General features: G+C 70.0%; 15 protein-coding genes. 14 read left to right on the forward strand and 1 reads right to left on the reverse strand.

Features of this window, described 5'->3' with window-relative positions:
- Positions 1 to 108 precede the first annotated feature (108 nt).
- Positions 109 to 2,220: a transglycosylase domain-containing protein gene (locus D7044_RS12450; protein WP_120688905.1), complete on the forward strand. Its 2,112-nt coding sequence runs from the start codon at positions 109 to 111 to the stop codon at positions 2,218 to 2,220.
- Here D7044_RS12450 and D7044_RS12455 read toward each other — a convergent pair.
- Positions 2,195 to 3,682, reverse strand: a complete 1,488-nt coding sequence (locus tag D7044_RS12455; RefSeq protein WP_120679481.1) for an SDR family oxidoreductase — start codon at positions 3,680 to 3,682, stop codon at positions 2,195 to 2,197. The genes D7044_RS12450 and D7044_RS12455 overlap by 26 nt on opposite strands.
- 35 nt (positions 3,683 to 3,717) lie before the next feature.
- On the opposite strand from D7044_RS12455, the gene D7044_RS12460 reads away from it, so the two are divergent.
- From D7044_RS12460 to D7044_RS12520, 13 genes are all read left to right on the forward strand, one after another.
- On the forward strand, positions 3,718 to 5,007 hold the full coding sequence (locus D7044_RS12460) for a serine hydroxymethyltransferase (RefSeq protein WP_199716592.1): 1,290 nt from the start codon (positions 3,718 to 3,720) through the stop codon (positions 5,005 to 5,007).
- Positions 5,000 to 5,431, forward strand: coding sequence for a hypothetical protein (locus D7044_RS12465; RefSeq protein ID WP_120679483.1), 432 nt, complete (start codon positions 5,000 to 5,002; stop codon positions 5,429 to 5,431). Before D7044_RS12460 ends, D7044_RS12465 begins: the two co-directional genes overlap by 8 nt.
- A gap of 181 nt (positions 5,432 to 5,612) precedes the next feature.
- Positions 5,613 to 5,849, forward strand: a complete 237-nt coding sequence (locus D7044_RS12470; RefSeq protein ID WP_120679485.1) for an AtpZ/AtpI family protein — start codon at positions 5,613 to 5,615, stop codon at positions 5,847 to 5,849.
- Between the two features lie 11 nt (positions 5,850 to 5,860).
- A complete protein-coding gene (atpB, locus tag D7044_RS12475; protein WP_120679487.1) occupies positions 5,861 to 6,658 on the forward strand; it encodes a F0F1 ATP synthase subunit A in 798 nt (265 codons plus the stop codon).
- Between the two features lie 67 nt (positions 6,659 to 6,725).
- Entirely contained in the window at positions 6,726 to 6,968 is a 243-nt protein-coding gene (locus tag D7044_RS12480) for an ATP synthase F0 subunit C (protein WP_120679489.1), read from the forward strand.
- Between the two features lie 30 nt (positions 6,969 to 6,998).
- On the forward strand, positions 6,999 to 7,535 hold the full coding sequence (locus D7044_RS12485) for a F0F1 ATP synthase subunit B (protein WP_120679491.1): 537 nt from the start codon (positions 6,999 to 7,001) through the stop codon (positions 7,533 to 7,535).
- Positions 7,535 to 8,356, forward strand: coding sequence for a F0F1 ATP synthase subunit delta (locus tag D7044_RS12490; RefSeq protein WP_120688906.1), 822 nt, complete (start codon positions 7,535 to 7,537; stop codon positions 8,354 to 8,356). The genes D7044_RS12485 and D7044_RS12490 overlap by 1 nt, the downstream gene beginning before the upstream one ends.
- 93 nt (positions 8,357 to 8,449) lie before the next feature.
- Positions 8,450 to 10,102 (forward strand): F0F1 ATP synthase subunit alpha, encoded by a 1,653-nt coding sequence (gene atpA / locus D7044_RS12495; protein ID WP_120679495.1) that lies wholly within the window; start codon positions 8,450 to 8,452, stop codon positions 10,100 to 10,102.
- A 4-nt stretch (positions 10,103 to 10,106) separates the two neighbouring features.
- Positions 10,107 to 11,036, forward strand: a complete 930-nt coding sequence (locus D7044_RS12500; RefSeq protein WP_120679497.1) for a F0F1 ATP synthase subunit gamma — start codon at positions 10,107 to 10,109, stop codon at positions 11,034 to 11,036.
- Positions 11,036 to 12,472, forward strand: coding sequence for a F0F1 ATP synthase subunit beta (gene atpD, locus D7044_RS12505; RefSeq protein ID WP_120679499.1), 1,437 nt, complete (start codon positions 11,036 to 11,038; stop codon positions 12,470 to 12,472). The genes D7044_RS12500 and atpD overlap by 1 nt, the downstream gene beginning before the upstream one ends.
- Before the next feature lie 223 nt (positions 12,473 to 12,695).
- Complete coding sequence (locus tag D7044_RS12510; RefSeq protein WP_120688907.1) at positions 12,696 to 13,835, forward strand: LCP family protein; 1,140 nt, start codon at positions 12,696 to 12,698, stop codon at positions 13,833 to 13,835.
- A gap of 89 nt (positions 13,836 to 13,924) precedes the next feature.
- Positions 13,925 to 14,209, forward strand: coding sequence for a F0F1 ATP synthase subunit epsilon (locus D7044_RS12515; protein WP_120679504.1), 285 nt, complete (start codon positions 13,925 to 13,927; stop codon positions 14,207 to 14,209).
- A 12-nt stretch (positions 14,210 to 14,221) separates the two neighbouring features.
- Positions 14,222 to 14,677, forward strand: coding sequence for a DUF2550 domain-containing protein (locus D7044_RS12520; protein ID WP_120679506.1), 456 nt, complete (start codon positions 14,222 to 14,224; stop codon positions 14,675 to 14,677).
- Positions 14,678 to 14,684 lie beyond the last annotated feature (7 nt).

Consider the following 14,684-nt stretch of genomic DNA (forward strand, 5'->3'; position numbering starts at 1 on the left):
TCCTCCTCGCGAGTTTCCTCCGGGTTTGAGGCGAATCGGCGGCGAAACAGGGCTTTCCGGGTCATTCTGAACGGGTCCTAGCGTGACCGGCTCCTGCGGGGAGAGCTGATGATCCGGGCCCATCTCGACAAAGTGCTGACCGTGTTGCTCGCCGGCGTGCTCGCCGGTCTGGTGTTGGCGGGAGCGGCCCTGCCGGTCGCGCTGGTCTTCGGGATCGGCTTCAGCGCCCTCTCCACGCCCTACTCGGAGCTGCCCAACACCCTGCGCACGTCGCCGACCGCGCAGCGCTCCAACCTCTACGCCAACGACGGCACCACCCTGATCACCTCCTTCTACCAGGAGGACCGGGTGGACGTGCCGCTGCGCGAGGTGGCTCCGGTGATGCGGCAGGCCATCGTGGCCGCCGAGGACCTCCGCTTCTACGACCACCGCGGGGTGGACCTGCGCGGCGTGGTACGCGCCTTCGCGGTCAACCAGCGCGGCGGCGAGACCCGGCAGGGCGCGTCCACGCTGACCATGCAGTACGTCCGCAACGTCCTGAGCACCGATCCCCGCCTCTCCGCCGATCAGCGTCAGGCGGCCACCGAGGTGAGCGCCGCCCGCAAGGTGCAGGAGATGCGGTACGCCCTCGCCCTGGAACGGGAGTTCGACAAGGAGGAGATCCTCACCCGCTACCTCAACATCGCGTACTTCGGTGCCGGGGCGTACGGGATCGCGGCGGCGAGCAAACGGTACTTCTCCAAGTCGCCTGCGGAGCTGACCCTGGCCGAGGCGGCACTGCTGGCCGGCCTGGTCCGCTCACCGCACACCGACGAGCCGATCAACGGCGACGCCGACGCCGCCCTCGGCCGCCGGTCGTACGTGCTGCAACAGCTCGCCGAGTCCGGCCAGGTTCCGCCCGAACAGGCGGCGCGCGCCAACGCGGAGCCGCTGAAGCTGCGCCCCAGCGAGACGCCGAACGACTGCACGGCGGTGCCCGAGGCGCAGAACGACTGGGGCTTCTTCTGCGACTGGTTCACCCAGTGGTGGAGCGCACAACCCGCCTTCGGCGCCAGCGCCGACGAGCGGCAGCGGGCGCTGCGGCGGGGCGGTTTCTCGATCGTCTCCTCGCTCGACCCCGCCGTGCAGCGCACCACCGTCGAGCAGGTGCTGCGGATCTACCCGGAGACCGACCGCCGGGCGGCGCCGACCGCCGTCGTCCAGCCCGGCACCGGCCGGGTGCTCGCCATGGCCGTGAACCGCGACTACGGCGTCGACGAGAACCCCGCCGGGCAGAAGAACTACCCGAACACCGTGAACCAGCTGGTCGCCGGGGGCGGAGCCATCAACGGTTACCAGGGCGGCTCGACCTTCAAGCTCTTCACCATGCTCGCCGCGCTGGAGGCCGGCCTGCCGCTGCGCACCGAGTACGACGCACCGGGCCGCCTGGTCACCGGCTATCGCGCAACGGGGCCGGCGAGCTGCGACGGCCAATGGTGCCCGCAGAACTCCTCTGCGTCGGTCGACGGCCGGCACACCATGTGGAGCGCCTTCGGCAACTCGGTCAACACGTACTTCGCCTGGCTGATCGAGCGGGTCGGCGCCGACAAGGCGGTGGAGATGGCCGAGCGGTTGGGCGTCGCCTTCCGGGCCGAGTCCGACGCCCAACTCGCCCGGCACGGCGCGAAGGAGTGGGGACCGTTCACCCTCGGCGTCTCTGCGACCACCCCGCTCGACCTGGCGAACGCGTACGCCACGCTGGCGGCCGAGGGAACCTGGTGCGCACCCTCGCCGGTGGTGTCGATCACCGACGCGTCCGGGCGGCCGGTGGAGGCGGCGCAGCCGGACTGCCGGCAGGTGCTGGACACCGATGTGGCGCGGGCGGCCGTGGACGCGGCCCGCTGCCCGGTCGGCGACCAGTCGATGTACAACGGGTGCGACGGCGGGACCGTGACCGACCTGCGGCAGCGGCTGGGCCGGCCGGTGGCCGGCAAGACGGGCAGCTCCGAGCGGTACGAGACGGAGACGGTGGTCGCCTTCACCCCGCAACTCGCGGTCGCCGCGATGGCCGCGAACCCGGACGACCCCCGGGACGCGGTCGGCAAGCCGGTGCAGGCCGAACTGGCCCGCTCGGTCGGGGAGGTGCTCTCGTTCGGGCTGCGGGACCAGCCGGTACGTGACTTCGTGCCGCCGAGCGAACGGATCGCCTTCGACCTCACCGGCCCCCGGACCGGGAACTGAGGTCACTGCCGCCCCGCTCCGCGCCGCGGGCGATGTTGCGGGCCATCCCACCGAAGACCACCGCGTGGAACGGGGTGACGGCGGCCCAGTAGGTGTGCCCGGCCAGCCCACGCGGCAGGAACACCGCCCGCTGCTGGTACCGGCTGCGCCCGTCGGCGGCCGGCAGAGCGCGCATCTCCAGCCAGGCCCGGCCGGGCAGCCGCATCTCCGCGCGCAGCCGCAGCAGCCGTCCCGGTTCGATCTCCTCGACCCGCCAGAAGTCCAGCGCCTCGCCGACCTGGAGCCGGTGCGGATCGCGCCGCCCGCGTCGCAGCCCCGCCCCGCCGATCAGCCGGTCGAACCAGCCCCGCACCGACCAGGCCAGCGGGAACGAGTACCACCCGTGCTCGCCCCCGACGCCCTCGATGATCCGCCAGAGCGCCTCAGGGGGCGCGTCGACGACCTGTTCGCGCAGGTCGGTGTAGGCGGTACCACCGGACCACTCCGGGTCGCTGGGCAGCGGCTCGGCCGGGGCGTACGGGCCGCTCGCGGTCGACCACCGAGTCTCCACCTGGGCGTCGCGCACCCGCGCCAGGGCCAGCTCGAGCGCCTGGTCGAAGCCGGTGAGCCCCTCGGGCGGGTCGGGGACGTACGCGGCGATGTCGTGCTCCTGCACGACCGCCTCGTGGATCAGGCTCTCGATCAGCGGTCGAGCGATCGCGTTCGGCACCGGGGTGACCAGTCCGACCCAGTACGACGACAGCGTGGGGCTCAGCGGGCGCACCGGCACGATGACGCGCTCGCGCAGCCCGGCCACCCGGGCGTACCGCTGGATCATGTCGCCGAAGGTGAGCACGTCCGGCCCGCCGATGTCGAAGGCGCGGTTGACCTCGGGCGGCAGGTCGACGCAGCCGACGAGGTAGCGCAGCACGTCCTCGACCGAGATCGGCTGGATCCGGTTGTGCACCCAGCGCGGGGTGACCATCGCCGGCAGGCGTTCGCTCAGGTAGCGCAGCATCTCGAACGAGGCCGAGCCGGATCCGATGATCACCGCGGCCCGGAGCACCGCCGTCGGCACACCGCTGGCCAGCAGGATCCGCCCCACCTCGGCGCGGGACCGTAGGTGGGCCGAGGCCTCGTCGCGGGCCGGCTCGGGCCCGCCGAGATAGACGATGCGGCGTACGCCGGCGGCCCGGGCCGCCGCGGCGAAGGCCTCGGCGGCCTCCCGGTCGGCCGACTCGAACCCGGCCTGACCGAGCGAGTGCACCAGGTAGTAGGCGGTGTCCACGTCGGCGAAGGCGGGCGGCAGCGTCTCGGGGCGACGCAGGTCGCCCTCGACGATCTCCACGGCTGCGGCCCAGGGCGCGTCGCGCAGCCGGCCGGCGTGGCGGGCCAGGCAGCGCACCTGGTGCCCGTCGGCCAGCAGTCGCGGCGCGAGCCGCCCGCCGATGTATCCGGTCGCACCGGTGACCAGGCATCTCACAGTGTCCAGTCTGCGGCCCCATAGACTGCTTCGTCGTGGACACCGTGACGAGCACCTTCTGGGGGCCGGACTTCGAGCAGCTCCGCGCCACCGACCCGGAGATCGCCGGCGTGGTGCTCGGCGAGCTGGACCGCCTACGGGGCGGGCTGCAACTGATCGCGAGCGAGAACCTCACCTCGCCCGCGGTGCTCGCCGCGCTCGGCTCGACGCTCACCAACAAGTACGCCGAGGGCTACCCGGGGCGGCGCTACTACGGCGGCTGCGCCGAGGTGGACCGGGCCGAGGAGATCGGCATCACCCGGGCGAAGGAGCTCTTCGGCGCCGAGCACGCCAACCTCCAGCCGCACTCCGGGGCGAGCGCCAACCTGGCCACGTACGCGGCGCTGGTGCAGCCCGGGGACACCGTCCTCGCCATGGACCTGCCGCACGGCGGGCACCTCACCCACGGCAGCCGGGTCAACTTCTCCGGCAAGTGGTTCGCCACGGTGGGCTACACGGTGCGGCGCGACACCGAGCTGATCGACTACGACGAGGTGCGGGACCTGGCCCGGGCGCACCGGCCAAAGATGATCATCTGCGGTGCGACCGCGTACCCCCGGCTGATCGACTTCGCGAAGTTCCGGGAGATCGCCGACGAGGTCGACGCGTACCTCATGGTGGACGCCGCCCACTTCATCGGGCTCGTCGCGGGCAAGGCGATCCCGTCGCCGGTGCCGTACGCCGACGTGGTCAGCTGCACCACCCACAAGGTGCTCCGCGGCCCGCGCGGCGGCATGATCCTCTGCCGGGAGTCGCTGGCCCAGCGGATCGACAAGGCGGTCTTCCCGTTCACCCAGGGCGGCCCGCTGATGCACGCGGTCGCGGCGAAGGCGGTGGCGCTGCGCGAGGCCGCGCAGCCCGAGTACCGGGCCTACGCCGACCAGGTGATCAGTAACGCGCAGGCGCTCGCCACGGGGCTCGCCGACGAGGGGATGCGCCCGGTCTCCGGCGGCACCGACACCCACCTGGCCCTGATCGATCTGCGAGAGCTCGGGGTGACGGGCGCGGAGGCGGAGGCGCGCTGCGACGCCGCCGCCATCACGTTGAACAAGAACGCCATCCCGTACGACCCGCAGAAGCCGATGGTCTCCTCCGGCATCCGGGTGGGCACGCCGAGCGTCACCACCCAGGGCATGCGGGAGCCCGAGATGCGGCAGATCGCGAGTCTGATCGCCCGGGCCGTGCGGACCGACCCGGCCACGGCCGGGGGCGCCGACGAGCTGGCCCGGATCGGCGTCGAGGTGACCGACCTGGTCGCCACTTTCCCGGCGTACCCCCGTGGCTGAGCCGGTGGCCCGCGCGGAGCGGGCAGCGGAGGACCGGGGCTGGCGGCTGCGGCACCTGCCGGTGCTGCTGATCGCGTCGGTGCTGCTGGCCGGGGTCGCGGCGGTGGTCGGCGGGGTGACCGGCGGGGCCGACGCGGCGCTCGGCGCCGCCGCCGGGGTGGCCGTCACGGTGATCAGCTACAGCCTCACCACTGTGGTGCTGGCCTGGGTCGACGCCCGCAACACGCAGTTGGTGCTGCCGTTCGGCCTCGCGCTCTACGTCGCGAAGTTCACGGTGATCGGCGCGGTGATGGTCGGGGTGGCCTCGACCGGTTGGCCCGGTCTCATCCCGATGTGCCTGGGCATCGCCGCCGGGGTGGCGGTCTGGACGGGCGTGCACATCTGGTGGCTCACCACGGTCCACGCGCGACGCGTGGCGGGTTGACGGGGCCGGCGTCCCAGTTTTCGGAACGCGCGCCGATGTGTCCCCGATCGGTCATTCTCTCCCCTGCCGAAGGGGAGTAGCGTGCATCGCGACGACTTCGCCCACCCGTGTCCCACACAACCAGGTTGTGCGGGGGGTGAGGCACAGCCTTCTCTCCCCGACTGATATCGTTCGCCCCGTCATGGCCGGTGACCAGAAACCCCCCAGCGCTGGCGGCCCGGACGATGTTCCGTCCGGTGCCGGTCAGGGTTGGACCGCGCTCAGCTACCTGATCGCGGGCATGCTCGTGTGGGGCTTCATCGGCTGGCTGGTTGACGGATGGCTGGAGACCGGGGGCATCGCCACCGGCATCGGGATCGTGCTCGGCATGGCCGGGGGCATCGTCCTGGTCATCCGCAACCTCGGCACGCCTAAATAGGAAGGGACGCGGTGTTCGGACAGTCGAACGTCCTGGCACAGGGCGAGGTTAATTTCCCACCCAGCGTGGAGGACTTCTACCTGCCCAGCATCGCCCCGTGGGGCGCGGAGAACAACTACTGGTTCACCAAGATCACGTTCATGGTGTGGCTGGCGGTCGGGATCCTGATCCTGTTCTTCCTGCTCACCTACCGCAAGCCGCAGTTGGTGCCCACCAAGAAGCAGTGGCTCGCCGAGTCGATCTACGGCTTCGTGCGCAACAACATCGCGGTCGAGATGATCGGGCACCAGGGTGTGCGGTTCGCGCCCTACTTCACGACGCTCTTCTGCTTCGTGCTGCTGACGAACTTCTTCGCGATCGTGCCGTTCTTCCAGATCTCCCCGAACTCGCACATCGCCTTCCCGGCCTTCCTCGCCTTGATCAGCTACGTGCTCTTCAACTGGGTCGGTATCAAGAAGCACGGCTTCGGCGGGTACTTCAAGCGGGCCCTCATCCCCCCGGCGCCGTGGTACATCCTGCCGCTGCTGATCCCGATCGAGGCGTTCTCGACCTTCCTGGTCCGGCCCTTCTCGCTCGCCGTTCGTCTCTTCGCGAACATGTTCGCCGGCCACATGCTCCTGCTGGTCTTCACGCTCGGCGGCTTCGCGATGCTCAACGCCAACGCCCTGCTGGCGCCGATCTCGGTCCTGTCCTGGGTGATGACCGTGGCGCTCACCTTCCTCGAGTTCCTGGTGATCGTGCTGCAGGCCTACGTCTTCACGGTGTTGACCGCCAGCTACGTGCAGGGCGCGCTCGCCGAGGAACACTGATCCACTCGCACCAACCGTTGTCGTCCCGCGTGAGAGTCACGCGTGATAACCAGGAGGAACCACACCAATGGACGCTAGCGTTCTCGCCGCGGTAGAGGGCAGCACCGCCGCCATCGGCTACGGCCTCGCCGCCATCGGCCCGGGTATCGGCGTCGGCCTGGTCTTCGCCGCCTACATCCAGTCGACCGCCCGCCAGCCGGAGTCGTCGCGGATCACCCTGCCGTACGTCTGGATCGGCTTCGCCGTCATCGAGGCGCTCGCCCTGCTGGGTGTCGCATTCGGCTTCGTGTGGCAGGGCCCGATTCAGTAATTCCGCCCCCCTTCGACCGGGAGGTCTTCCATGTACTTCCTCGCCGCAGAAGGCGGTGAAGCGCACAACCCGATCCTGCCGCTCTGGCAGGAGATCGTGGTCGGTGGCATCGCCTTCATCGTGCTCTGCTTCGTGCTGATGAAGTTCGTCTTCCCGCGCATGGAGCAGACGTTCCAGGCCCGGGTCGACGCCATCGAGGGTGGCATCAAGCGCGCCGAGGCCGCGCAGTCCGAGGCGAACCAGCTGCTCGAGCAGTACCGTGCGCAGCTCGCCGAGGCGCGTACCGACGCCGCCAAGATCCGGGACGACGCCCGGGCCGACGCCGAGGGCATCCGGCAGGACATCCTCGCCAAGGCGCGGGAGGAGGCCGACCGGGTCATCCAGGCGGGCAAGGACCAGCTCGCCGCCGAGCGGGCCACCATCGTGCGCGAGCTGCGCGCCGAGGTCGGCACGATCGCGGTCGACCTGGCCAGCAAGATCGTCGGTGAGTCGCTCGCCGACGAGGCACGTCGCAAGGGCACCGTCGACCGGTTCCTGGACAGCCTCGAGAGCACGGGGGCCCGCTGATGCAGGCCGCCAGCCGGGAGTCGTACAAGATCGCGGCCGAGCGCCTCGACGAGTACGTCCGCGGCGCGGAGGCGTCGGCGGTGGCCACCACCGCCGACGACATCCTCTCCGTCGCCGCCCTGCTGCGGCGGGAGCCGCGGCTGCGCCGGGCGCTCTCCGACCCGGCCCGGTCCGGCGAGGACCGGTCCGGGCTGCTCGCGGGGATGCTCAGCGGCAAGATCGGCGCGGACGCGCTGACCCTGCTCACCGCGCTGGTCTCCGGCCGGTGGTCGGCGCCGTCCGAGCTTCTCGACGGCGCCGAGCGGCTGGGCGTGGAGGCGCTGCTGGCCAGCGCCGACTCCGCCGGCGAGCTCAGTGAGGTCGAGGACGAGCTGTTCCGCTTCGGGCAGGTCGTCGCCGGCTCTCCGGAGCTCTCCAACGCGCTCTCCGACCCGATGGTCCCGTCCGAGCGGCGGGCGACCCTGGTCGACCAGCTGCTCGCCGGCAAGGCCCGGCCGGTCACCGGCCGCCTCGTCGGGGTCGCGCTCGGTGGCTTCGGAGGTCGCTCCTTCAGTGGGGCGCTCACCCGGCTGGTCGAGCTCTCCGCCGAGCGGCGGGACCGGCAGGTCGCGTACGTGACCGTCGCCGCCCCGTTGAGTGACGGTGAGGAGCAGCGGCTGGGCGCTCGGCTCTCCGCGATATACGGTCGGGAGGTATCCGTGCGACAGACGGTGAACCCCGACGTTCTGGGTGGCGTGAGCGTGCGGGTCGGCTCCGACCTGTACGACGGCACCGTCCTGCGCCGCCTCAACGAGACCCGCAACGCGCTCGCGAAGCGCTGACCGGCTCAGCCGCGCAGCGCCCTCAACGACAGACGCCACTCGGACCGGTCGGTACTAGGTATCCCGGGCCCCTGATACATAAGGAAGCAGAGGATGGCCGAGCTGACCATCTCGACGGAGGAGATCCGCGGCGCCCTGGAGCGCTACGTCTCCTCCTACTCGACCGACGTCTCCCGCGAGGAGGTCGGCACCGTCTCCGACACCGGCGACGGCATCGCCCACGTCGAGGGCCTGCCTTCGACCAAGACCAACGAGCTGCTGGAGTTCGAGGACGGCACGCTCGGCGTGGCGCTCAACCTCGACGTCCGGGAGATCGGTGTCGTCGTTCTCGGTGACTCCGCCAACCTGGAGGAGGGGCAGCGCGTCAAGCGCACCGACCGGGTGCTCTCCGTGCCGGTCGGCGACGCCTTCCTCGGCCGCGTGGTCAACGCGCTCGGCCAGCCGATCGACGGCCTCGGCGACATCGCCGACGAGGGCTACCGCGAGCTGGAGCTGCAGGCGCCGAACGTGATGGCCCGGCAGTCGGTCTTCGAGCCGCTGCAGACCGGCATCAAGGCGATCGACGCCATGACGCCGGTGGGTCGGGGCCAGCGGCAGCTGATCATCGGTGACCGGAAGACCGGCAAGACCACGGTCGCCCTCGACGCCATCCTGAACCAGCGGGAGAACTGGCGCTCCGGCGACCCGAAGAAGCAGGTCCGCTGCATCTACGTCGCCATCGGCCAGAAGGCCTCCACGATCGCCTCGATCAAGGGCCAGCTGGAAGAGTCGGGCGCGATGGAGTACACCACCATCGTGGCCTCCCCGGCCTCCGACCCGGCCGGCTTCAAGTACATCGCCCCCTACACCGGCTCGTCCATCGGGCAGCACTGGATGTACGGCGGCAAGCACGTCCTGATCGTCTTCGACGACCTGAGCAAGCAGGCCGAGGCGTACCGCGCCGTGTCGCTGCTGCTGCGCCGCCCGCCGGGCCGTGAGGCGTACCCGGGTGACGTCTTCTACCTGCACTCCCGCCTGCTGGAGCGCTGCGCGAAGCTCTCCGACGAGCTGGGTGGCGGCTCGATGACCGGTCTGCCGATCATCGAGACGAAGGCCAGCGACATCTCGGCCTTCATCCCGACCAACGTCATCTCGATCACCGACGGCCAGATCTTCCTCGAGACCGACCTGTTCAACCAGGGCGTCCGGCCGGCCATCAACGTCGGCACCTCGGTCTCCCGGGTCGGTGGCGCCGCGCAGGTGAAGCCGATGAAGAAGGTCGCCGGCTCGCTGCGGCTCAACCTGGCCCAGTACCGCGAGCTGGAGGCGTTCGCCGCCTTCGCCTCCGACCTGGACAAGGCCTCCCGGGCCCAGCTGGACCGCGGCGCCCGCCTGGTCGAGCTGCTGAAGCAGTCGAACTACTCGCCGTACCCGGTGCAGGAGCAGGTCGTCTCGGTCTGGGCCGGCACCGAGGGCAAGCTGGACGACGTCCCGGTGGGCGAGGTCCGGCGCTTCGAGTCGGAGTTCCTCCAGTACCTGCGGCACAAGCACGCCGGTGTGCTGGCGGGGATCGCCGACAACAAGTGGGACGACGACATCATCGGCTCCCTGGACGCGGCGATCACCGAGTTCAAGCAGGTCTTCCTCGGCAAGGAGGACGAGCGTCAGGTCAACGACGCGCCGGCCGCGCCGCTGGAGGGTGACGAGAACCGCGAGACGGTGACCCGCTTCCGCGACGGCGCGACCGACCGCCCGGCCGAGAGCTGATCCCATGGCGGCCCAGGTACGCGTTCTTCGTCAGCGGATCCGCTCCGCTAAGGGGATGAAGAAGATCACCAAGGCGATGGAGCTCGTGGCGACGAGCCGGATCGCCAAGTCCCAGGCGCGGGTGGAGGCGTCCCTGCCGTACGCCCAGGCCATCACCGGCGTGCTCACCGCGCTCGCGTCCAACGCGCGGATCGACCACCCGCTGCTCACCCCGCGTGAGCGGGTGCGGCGGGCGGGCGTCGTGCTGGTAACCGCCGACCGGGGTCTGGCCGGCGGTTACAGCTCCAACGCGATCAAGACGGCTGAGTCGTTGATCGCCCGCCTCCGGGCCGACGGCAAGGAGCCGGTGCTCTACGTCGTCGGGCGCAAGGGCGTCAGCTACTACCGGTTCCGGAACCGGCCGATCGAGGCGAACTGGACCGGATTCTCGGAGCAGCCGTCGTTCGCGGACGCCCGCGCGGTGGGCGAGACGCTGATCAAGGCGTTCACGGCCGGTGCGGACGACGTCGACGGCGGCGCCGGGGTGGACGGGGTGCTCGGCATCGACGAGCTGCACATGGTCTACACCGAGTTCCACTCGTTGATGACCCAGACCCCGGTCGCCAAGATCATCGGGCCGATGCAGGTCGAGGACCGGCCGCGCTCCGAGGGGCTGCTCCCGGCCTACGAGTTCGAGCCGGAGGCGGAGGCGCTGCTCGACGCGCTGCTGCCGAAGTACATCAACACGCGGATCTACGCGGCGTTGATCGAGTCGGCGGCGAGCGAGTCGGCGGCCCGGCGGCGGGCGATGAAGAGCGCCACCGACAACGCCGAAGAGATGATCGAGAAGTACACGCGCGAGATGAACACGGCCCGCCAGGCCGGGATCACCCAGGAGATCAGCGAGATCGTCGGCGGCGCGAACGCGCTTGCCGCGTCGGGAAGTGAAGTGTGATGACTGCCCCAGTAGAGACCAAGACGGCCACCGGTCGCGTGGTCCGGGTCATCGGCCCGGTCGTCGACGCCGAGTTCCCGCGCGACGCCATGCCGGCCCTGTTCAACGCCCTGAACGTCGACGTGAACCTGTCCGGTGGTGAGAAGACGCTGACCCTGGAGGTCGCCCAGCACCTGGGTGACAACATGGTCCGGGCCATCTCGATGCAGCCGACCGACGGCCTGGTCCGCGGCGCGGAGGTGCGTGACTCCGGTTCGCCGATCACCGTGCCGGTGGGCGACGCGGTCAAGGGTCACGTGTTCAACGCGATCGGCGAGGTCCTCAACCTCACCGAGGGCGAGACGCTCACCCCGGACGACCACTGGGGTATCCACCGCAAGGCCCCGGCCTTCGCGGACCTGGAGCCGAAGACCGAGATGCTGGAGACCGGCATCAAGGTCATCGACCTGCTCGCCCCGTACGTCAAGGGCGGCAAGATCGGCCTGTTCGGCGGCGCCGGCGTGGGCAAGACGGTGCTCATCCAGGAGATGATCACCCGTGTCGCCCGTAACTTCGGTGGTACGTCGGTCTTCGCCGGTGTGGGTGAGCGGACCCGTGAGGGCAACGACCTCATCGCCGAGATGACCGAGTCGGGCGTCATCGACAAGACCGCGCTGGTCTACGGCCAGATGGACGAGCCGCCGGGCACCCGGCTCCGGGTCGCCCTCTCCGCGCTGACCATGGCGGAGTACTTCCGCGACGTGAAGAAGCAGGAGGTGCTGCTCTTCATCGACAACATCTTCCGCTTCACCCAGGCGGGTTCCGAGGTCTCCACCCTGCTCGGCCGGATGCCGAGCGCGGTGGGCTACCAGCCGACCCTGGCCGACGAGATGGGCGAGCTCCAGGAGCGGATCACCTCCGTCCGGGGCCAGGCCATCACCTCGATGCAGGCGATCTACGTGCCGGCGGACGACTACACCGACCCCGCCCCGGCCACCACGTTCGCCCACCTCGACGCGACCACCAACCTGGAGCGGTCGATCTCCGACAAGGGCATCTACCCGGCCGTGGACCCGCTGGCGTCCTCGTCCCGGATCCTCGCCCCGGAGTTCGTCGGCCAGGAGCACTTCGCGGTGGCCACCGAGGTGAAGCGGATCCTGCAGCGCTACAAGGACCTGCAGGACATCATCGCCATCCTCGGTATCGAGGAGCTCTCCGAGGAGGACAAGGTCACGGTCGGCCGAGCCCGCCGGATCGAGCGCTTCCTGTCGCAGAACACCTACGCTGCGGAGCAGTTCACCGGCGTTCCGGGCTCGACGGTCCCGATCAAGGAGACCATCGAGGCGTTCCGGAAGATCAGCGAGGGTGAGTACGACCACTTCCCTGAGCAGGCGTTCTTCATGTGCGGCGGTCTGGAGGACCTGGAGCGCAAGGCGGAAGAGCTGATGAAGGCCTGACGAGGCCCTCCACAAAAAGGCCGCCCCGGCAATGCCGGGGCGGCCTTTTGTTCACCTTTGGCATGTACGGTCGCCACTGCTCCGTTCCTCGCTTTCGGCGTGCGCGCGGATGCGAGGTAGCGTTCACCGCACCTTCACACCTGGTCAATGCGGATCGGTGCAACCTTTTCGAGGACGCACGCCGTCTTCAGTCAGGGAAGCGGCGTGACGAACGGAGACAGTCGTGGCCAAGGCCGGTAAGAACGGCCGGAAGCGATCCACCTGGCGGGCCATCCCGCGGTGGGCGCGGATCTGCACCATCTTCGGCACTGTGCTCATGGTGCTCAGCGGCACCGCGCTGGTCGGCACAGCGGCGCTGAAGTCCCGGTACGAGGGGGCCGTCGGCAAGGCCGATCTCTTCGGTGACGAGGCGGCCGGCGCCCCGGCGCCGCCGAAGAGCGACATCAAGGGGCCGCTGAACCTCCTGCTGGTCGGCATCGATCCGCGTAACCCGACGACGCCGCCGCTCGCTGACTCGATCATGGTGCTGCACGTGCCCGCCACCATGGATCGCGCCTATCTCTTCTCCGTGCCGCGCGATCTCTACGTGGACATCCCCGCCTTCCCGAAGGCGGACTTCGGCGGTGAGACCACGAAGTTGAACGCCGCGATGTCGTTCGGTAGCCGGGTGCCGGGGCAGAACCCGGACGCCGCCCGCGGTTTCGAGTTGCTGGCGACGACGGTGCAGGAGATCACCGGCATCAAGCGCTTCGACGCCGGTGCGATCATCAACTTCACCGGTTTCCAGAAGATCGTCGACGCGATGGGCGGCGTCGACATGTACATCGAGCGCGAGGTGCGCTCGGAGCACCGGCAGCCGGACGGCAAGCCCCGGGAGTTCAACCAGCACGGCGAGGGCTACGTCGGGCCACAGGCCGTGTACACGAAGGGCACTCACCACCTCAAGGGTTGGCAGGCGCTGGACTACGTCCGGCAGCGCTACCCGAAGAACGGTGTGCCGGATGCCGACTACGGCCGGCAGCGTCACCAGCAGCAGTTCGTCAAGGCGATGGTGGGCCAGGCGTTCAGCGCCGACGTGGTCTCCAACCCGATCAAGCTGGACCGGGTGATCCGAGCGGCGGGCCAGTCGCTGATCTTCAACGGTCGCGGCCACAGCGTGCTGGACTTCGGGCTCGCGCTGAAGGACATCCGCCCCAACACGATCCAGATGATCAAGCTCCCGGGCGGCCCGGTCTTCGACGGCAAGACCTACAAGGGGGAGCAGTTCCAGGACGGCGTCGACGACTTCTTCGCCGCGTTGAAGGACGAGCAGTTGGACGCCTTCCTCCTCGAGCACCCCACCTTCCAGAACAAGACCAAGTAGCCGCGGCACGTCTTGCGCCACCCGCGTTGGGTAAGCGGTGGTGGCAGGATTAGAATTTGCCCATTCCGCCGCCGCAGCAAGGAGACAGCGTGGCACAGCAGCTTCACGTCGAGCTCGTAGCCGTCGAGGAGAGGGTCTGGTCCGGCGAGGCCGAGATGGTCGTCGCCCGGACGACCGAGGGCGAGCTGGGCGTGCTGCCGGGGCACGCGCCGCTGCTCGGCCAGCTCGCCGAGCCCGGTCAGGTGCGCATCAAGCTCCCCGGCGGTGAGCAGGTCTCCTACGAGGTGGCCGGCGGCTTCCTCTCCGTGAGCGCCGAAGGCGTCACGGTCCTCGCCGAGAGCGCCACCCCGGTCTCCGCCGCGCAGGGTCGCTGACCCGCACCGTCGATGGAGATCGTCGAGGGGATCGGAATCGGCTTCGCCGTCGTCCTCTGCGCGCTCCTGACCCTCTTCGTTCGGCGGGCCCTCTTCACTCGCAGTGGGGGCACCATCCGGCTCAGTGTCCGGGTCTCCACGCTCCTCGACGGTCGTGGCTGGTCGCCCGGTTTCGGCCGGTTCGTCGGTGCCGAGCTGCGCTGGTACCGGTTGTTCAGTTTCGCGCTGCGCCCGAAGCGGGTGCTCGAGCGCGAGGGGCTCGCGGTGGAGCGGCGGCGCCTGCCCGAGGGGCAGGAACGCTTCTCCATGCCCGCCGACTGGGTGATCCTCCGCTGTACCAGTCACCACGCTCCGGTCGAGATCGCGATGGCACGATCGACCGTGACGGGTTTCCTCTCCTGGCTCGAGGCCGCCCCACCCGGGGCGGTCTCGCCGCGTCTGGCCTCCCAGGACTGGCCTGCCGCCTGACCCCGTC

Source organism: Micromonospora musae (genome assembly GCF_003626635.1).
GTDB classification, from domain to species: Bacteria; Actinomycetota; Actinomycetes; order Mycobacteriales; family Micromonosporaceae; genus Micromonospora; species Micromonospora musae.

Excerpts from the sequence above, each read along its gene's own strand:
- D7044_RS12450 (WP_120688905.1), top strand. The coding sequence starts at position 109 with ATGATCCGGGCCCATCTCGACAAAGTGCTGACCGTGTTGCTCGCCGGC.
- D7044_RS12470 (WP_120679485.1), top strand. The coding sequence starts at position 5,613 with ATGGCCGGTGACCAGAAACCCCCCAGCGCTGGCGGCCCGGACGATGTT.
- D7044_RS12480 (WP_120679489.1), top strand. The coding sequence starts at position 6,726 with ATGGACGCTAGCGTTCTCGCCGCGGTAGAGGGCAGCACCGCCGCCATC.
- D7044_RS12485 (WP_120679491.1), top strand. The coding sequence starts at position 6,999 with ATGTACTTCCTCGCCGCAGAAGGCGGTGAAGCGCACAACCCGATCCTG.
- D7044_RS12490 (WP_120688906.1), top strand. The coding sequence starts at position 7,535 with ATGCAGGCCGCCAGCCGGGAGTCGTACAAGATCGCGGCCGAGCGCCTC.
- atpA (WP_120679495.1), top strand. The coding sequence starts at position 8,450 with ATGGCCGAGCTGACCATCTCGACGGAGGAGATCCGCGGCGCCCTGGAG.
- D7044_RS12500 (WP_120679497.1), top strand. The coding sequence starts at position 10,107 with ATGGCGGCCCAGGTACGCGTTCTTCGTCAGCGGATCCGCTCCGCTAAG.
- atpD (WP_120679499.1), top strand. The coding sequence starts at position 11,036 with ATGACTGCCCCAGTAGAGACCAAGACGGCCACCGGTCGCGTGGTCCGG.
- D7044_RS12520 (WP_120679506.1), top strand. The coding sequence starts at position 14,222 with ATGGAGATCGTCGAGGGGATCGGAATCGGCTTCGCCGTCGTCCTCTGC.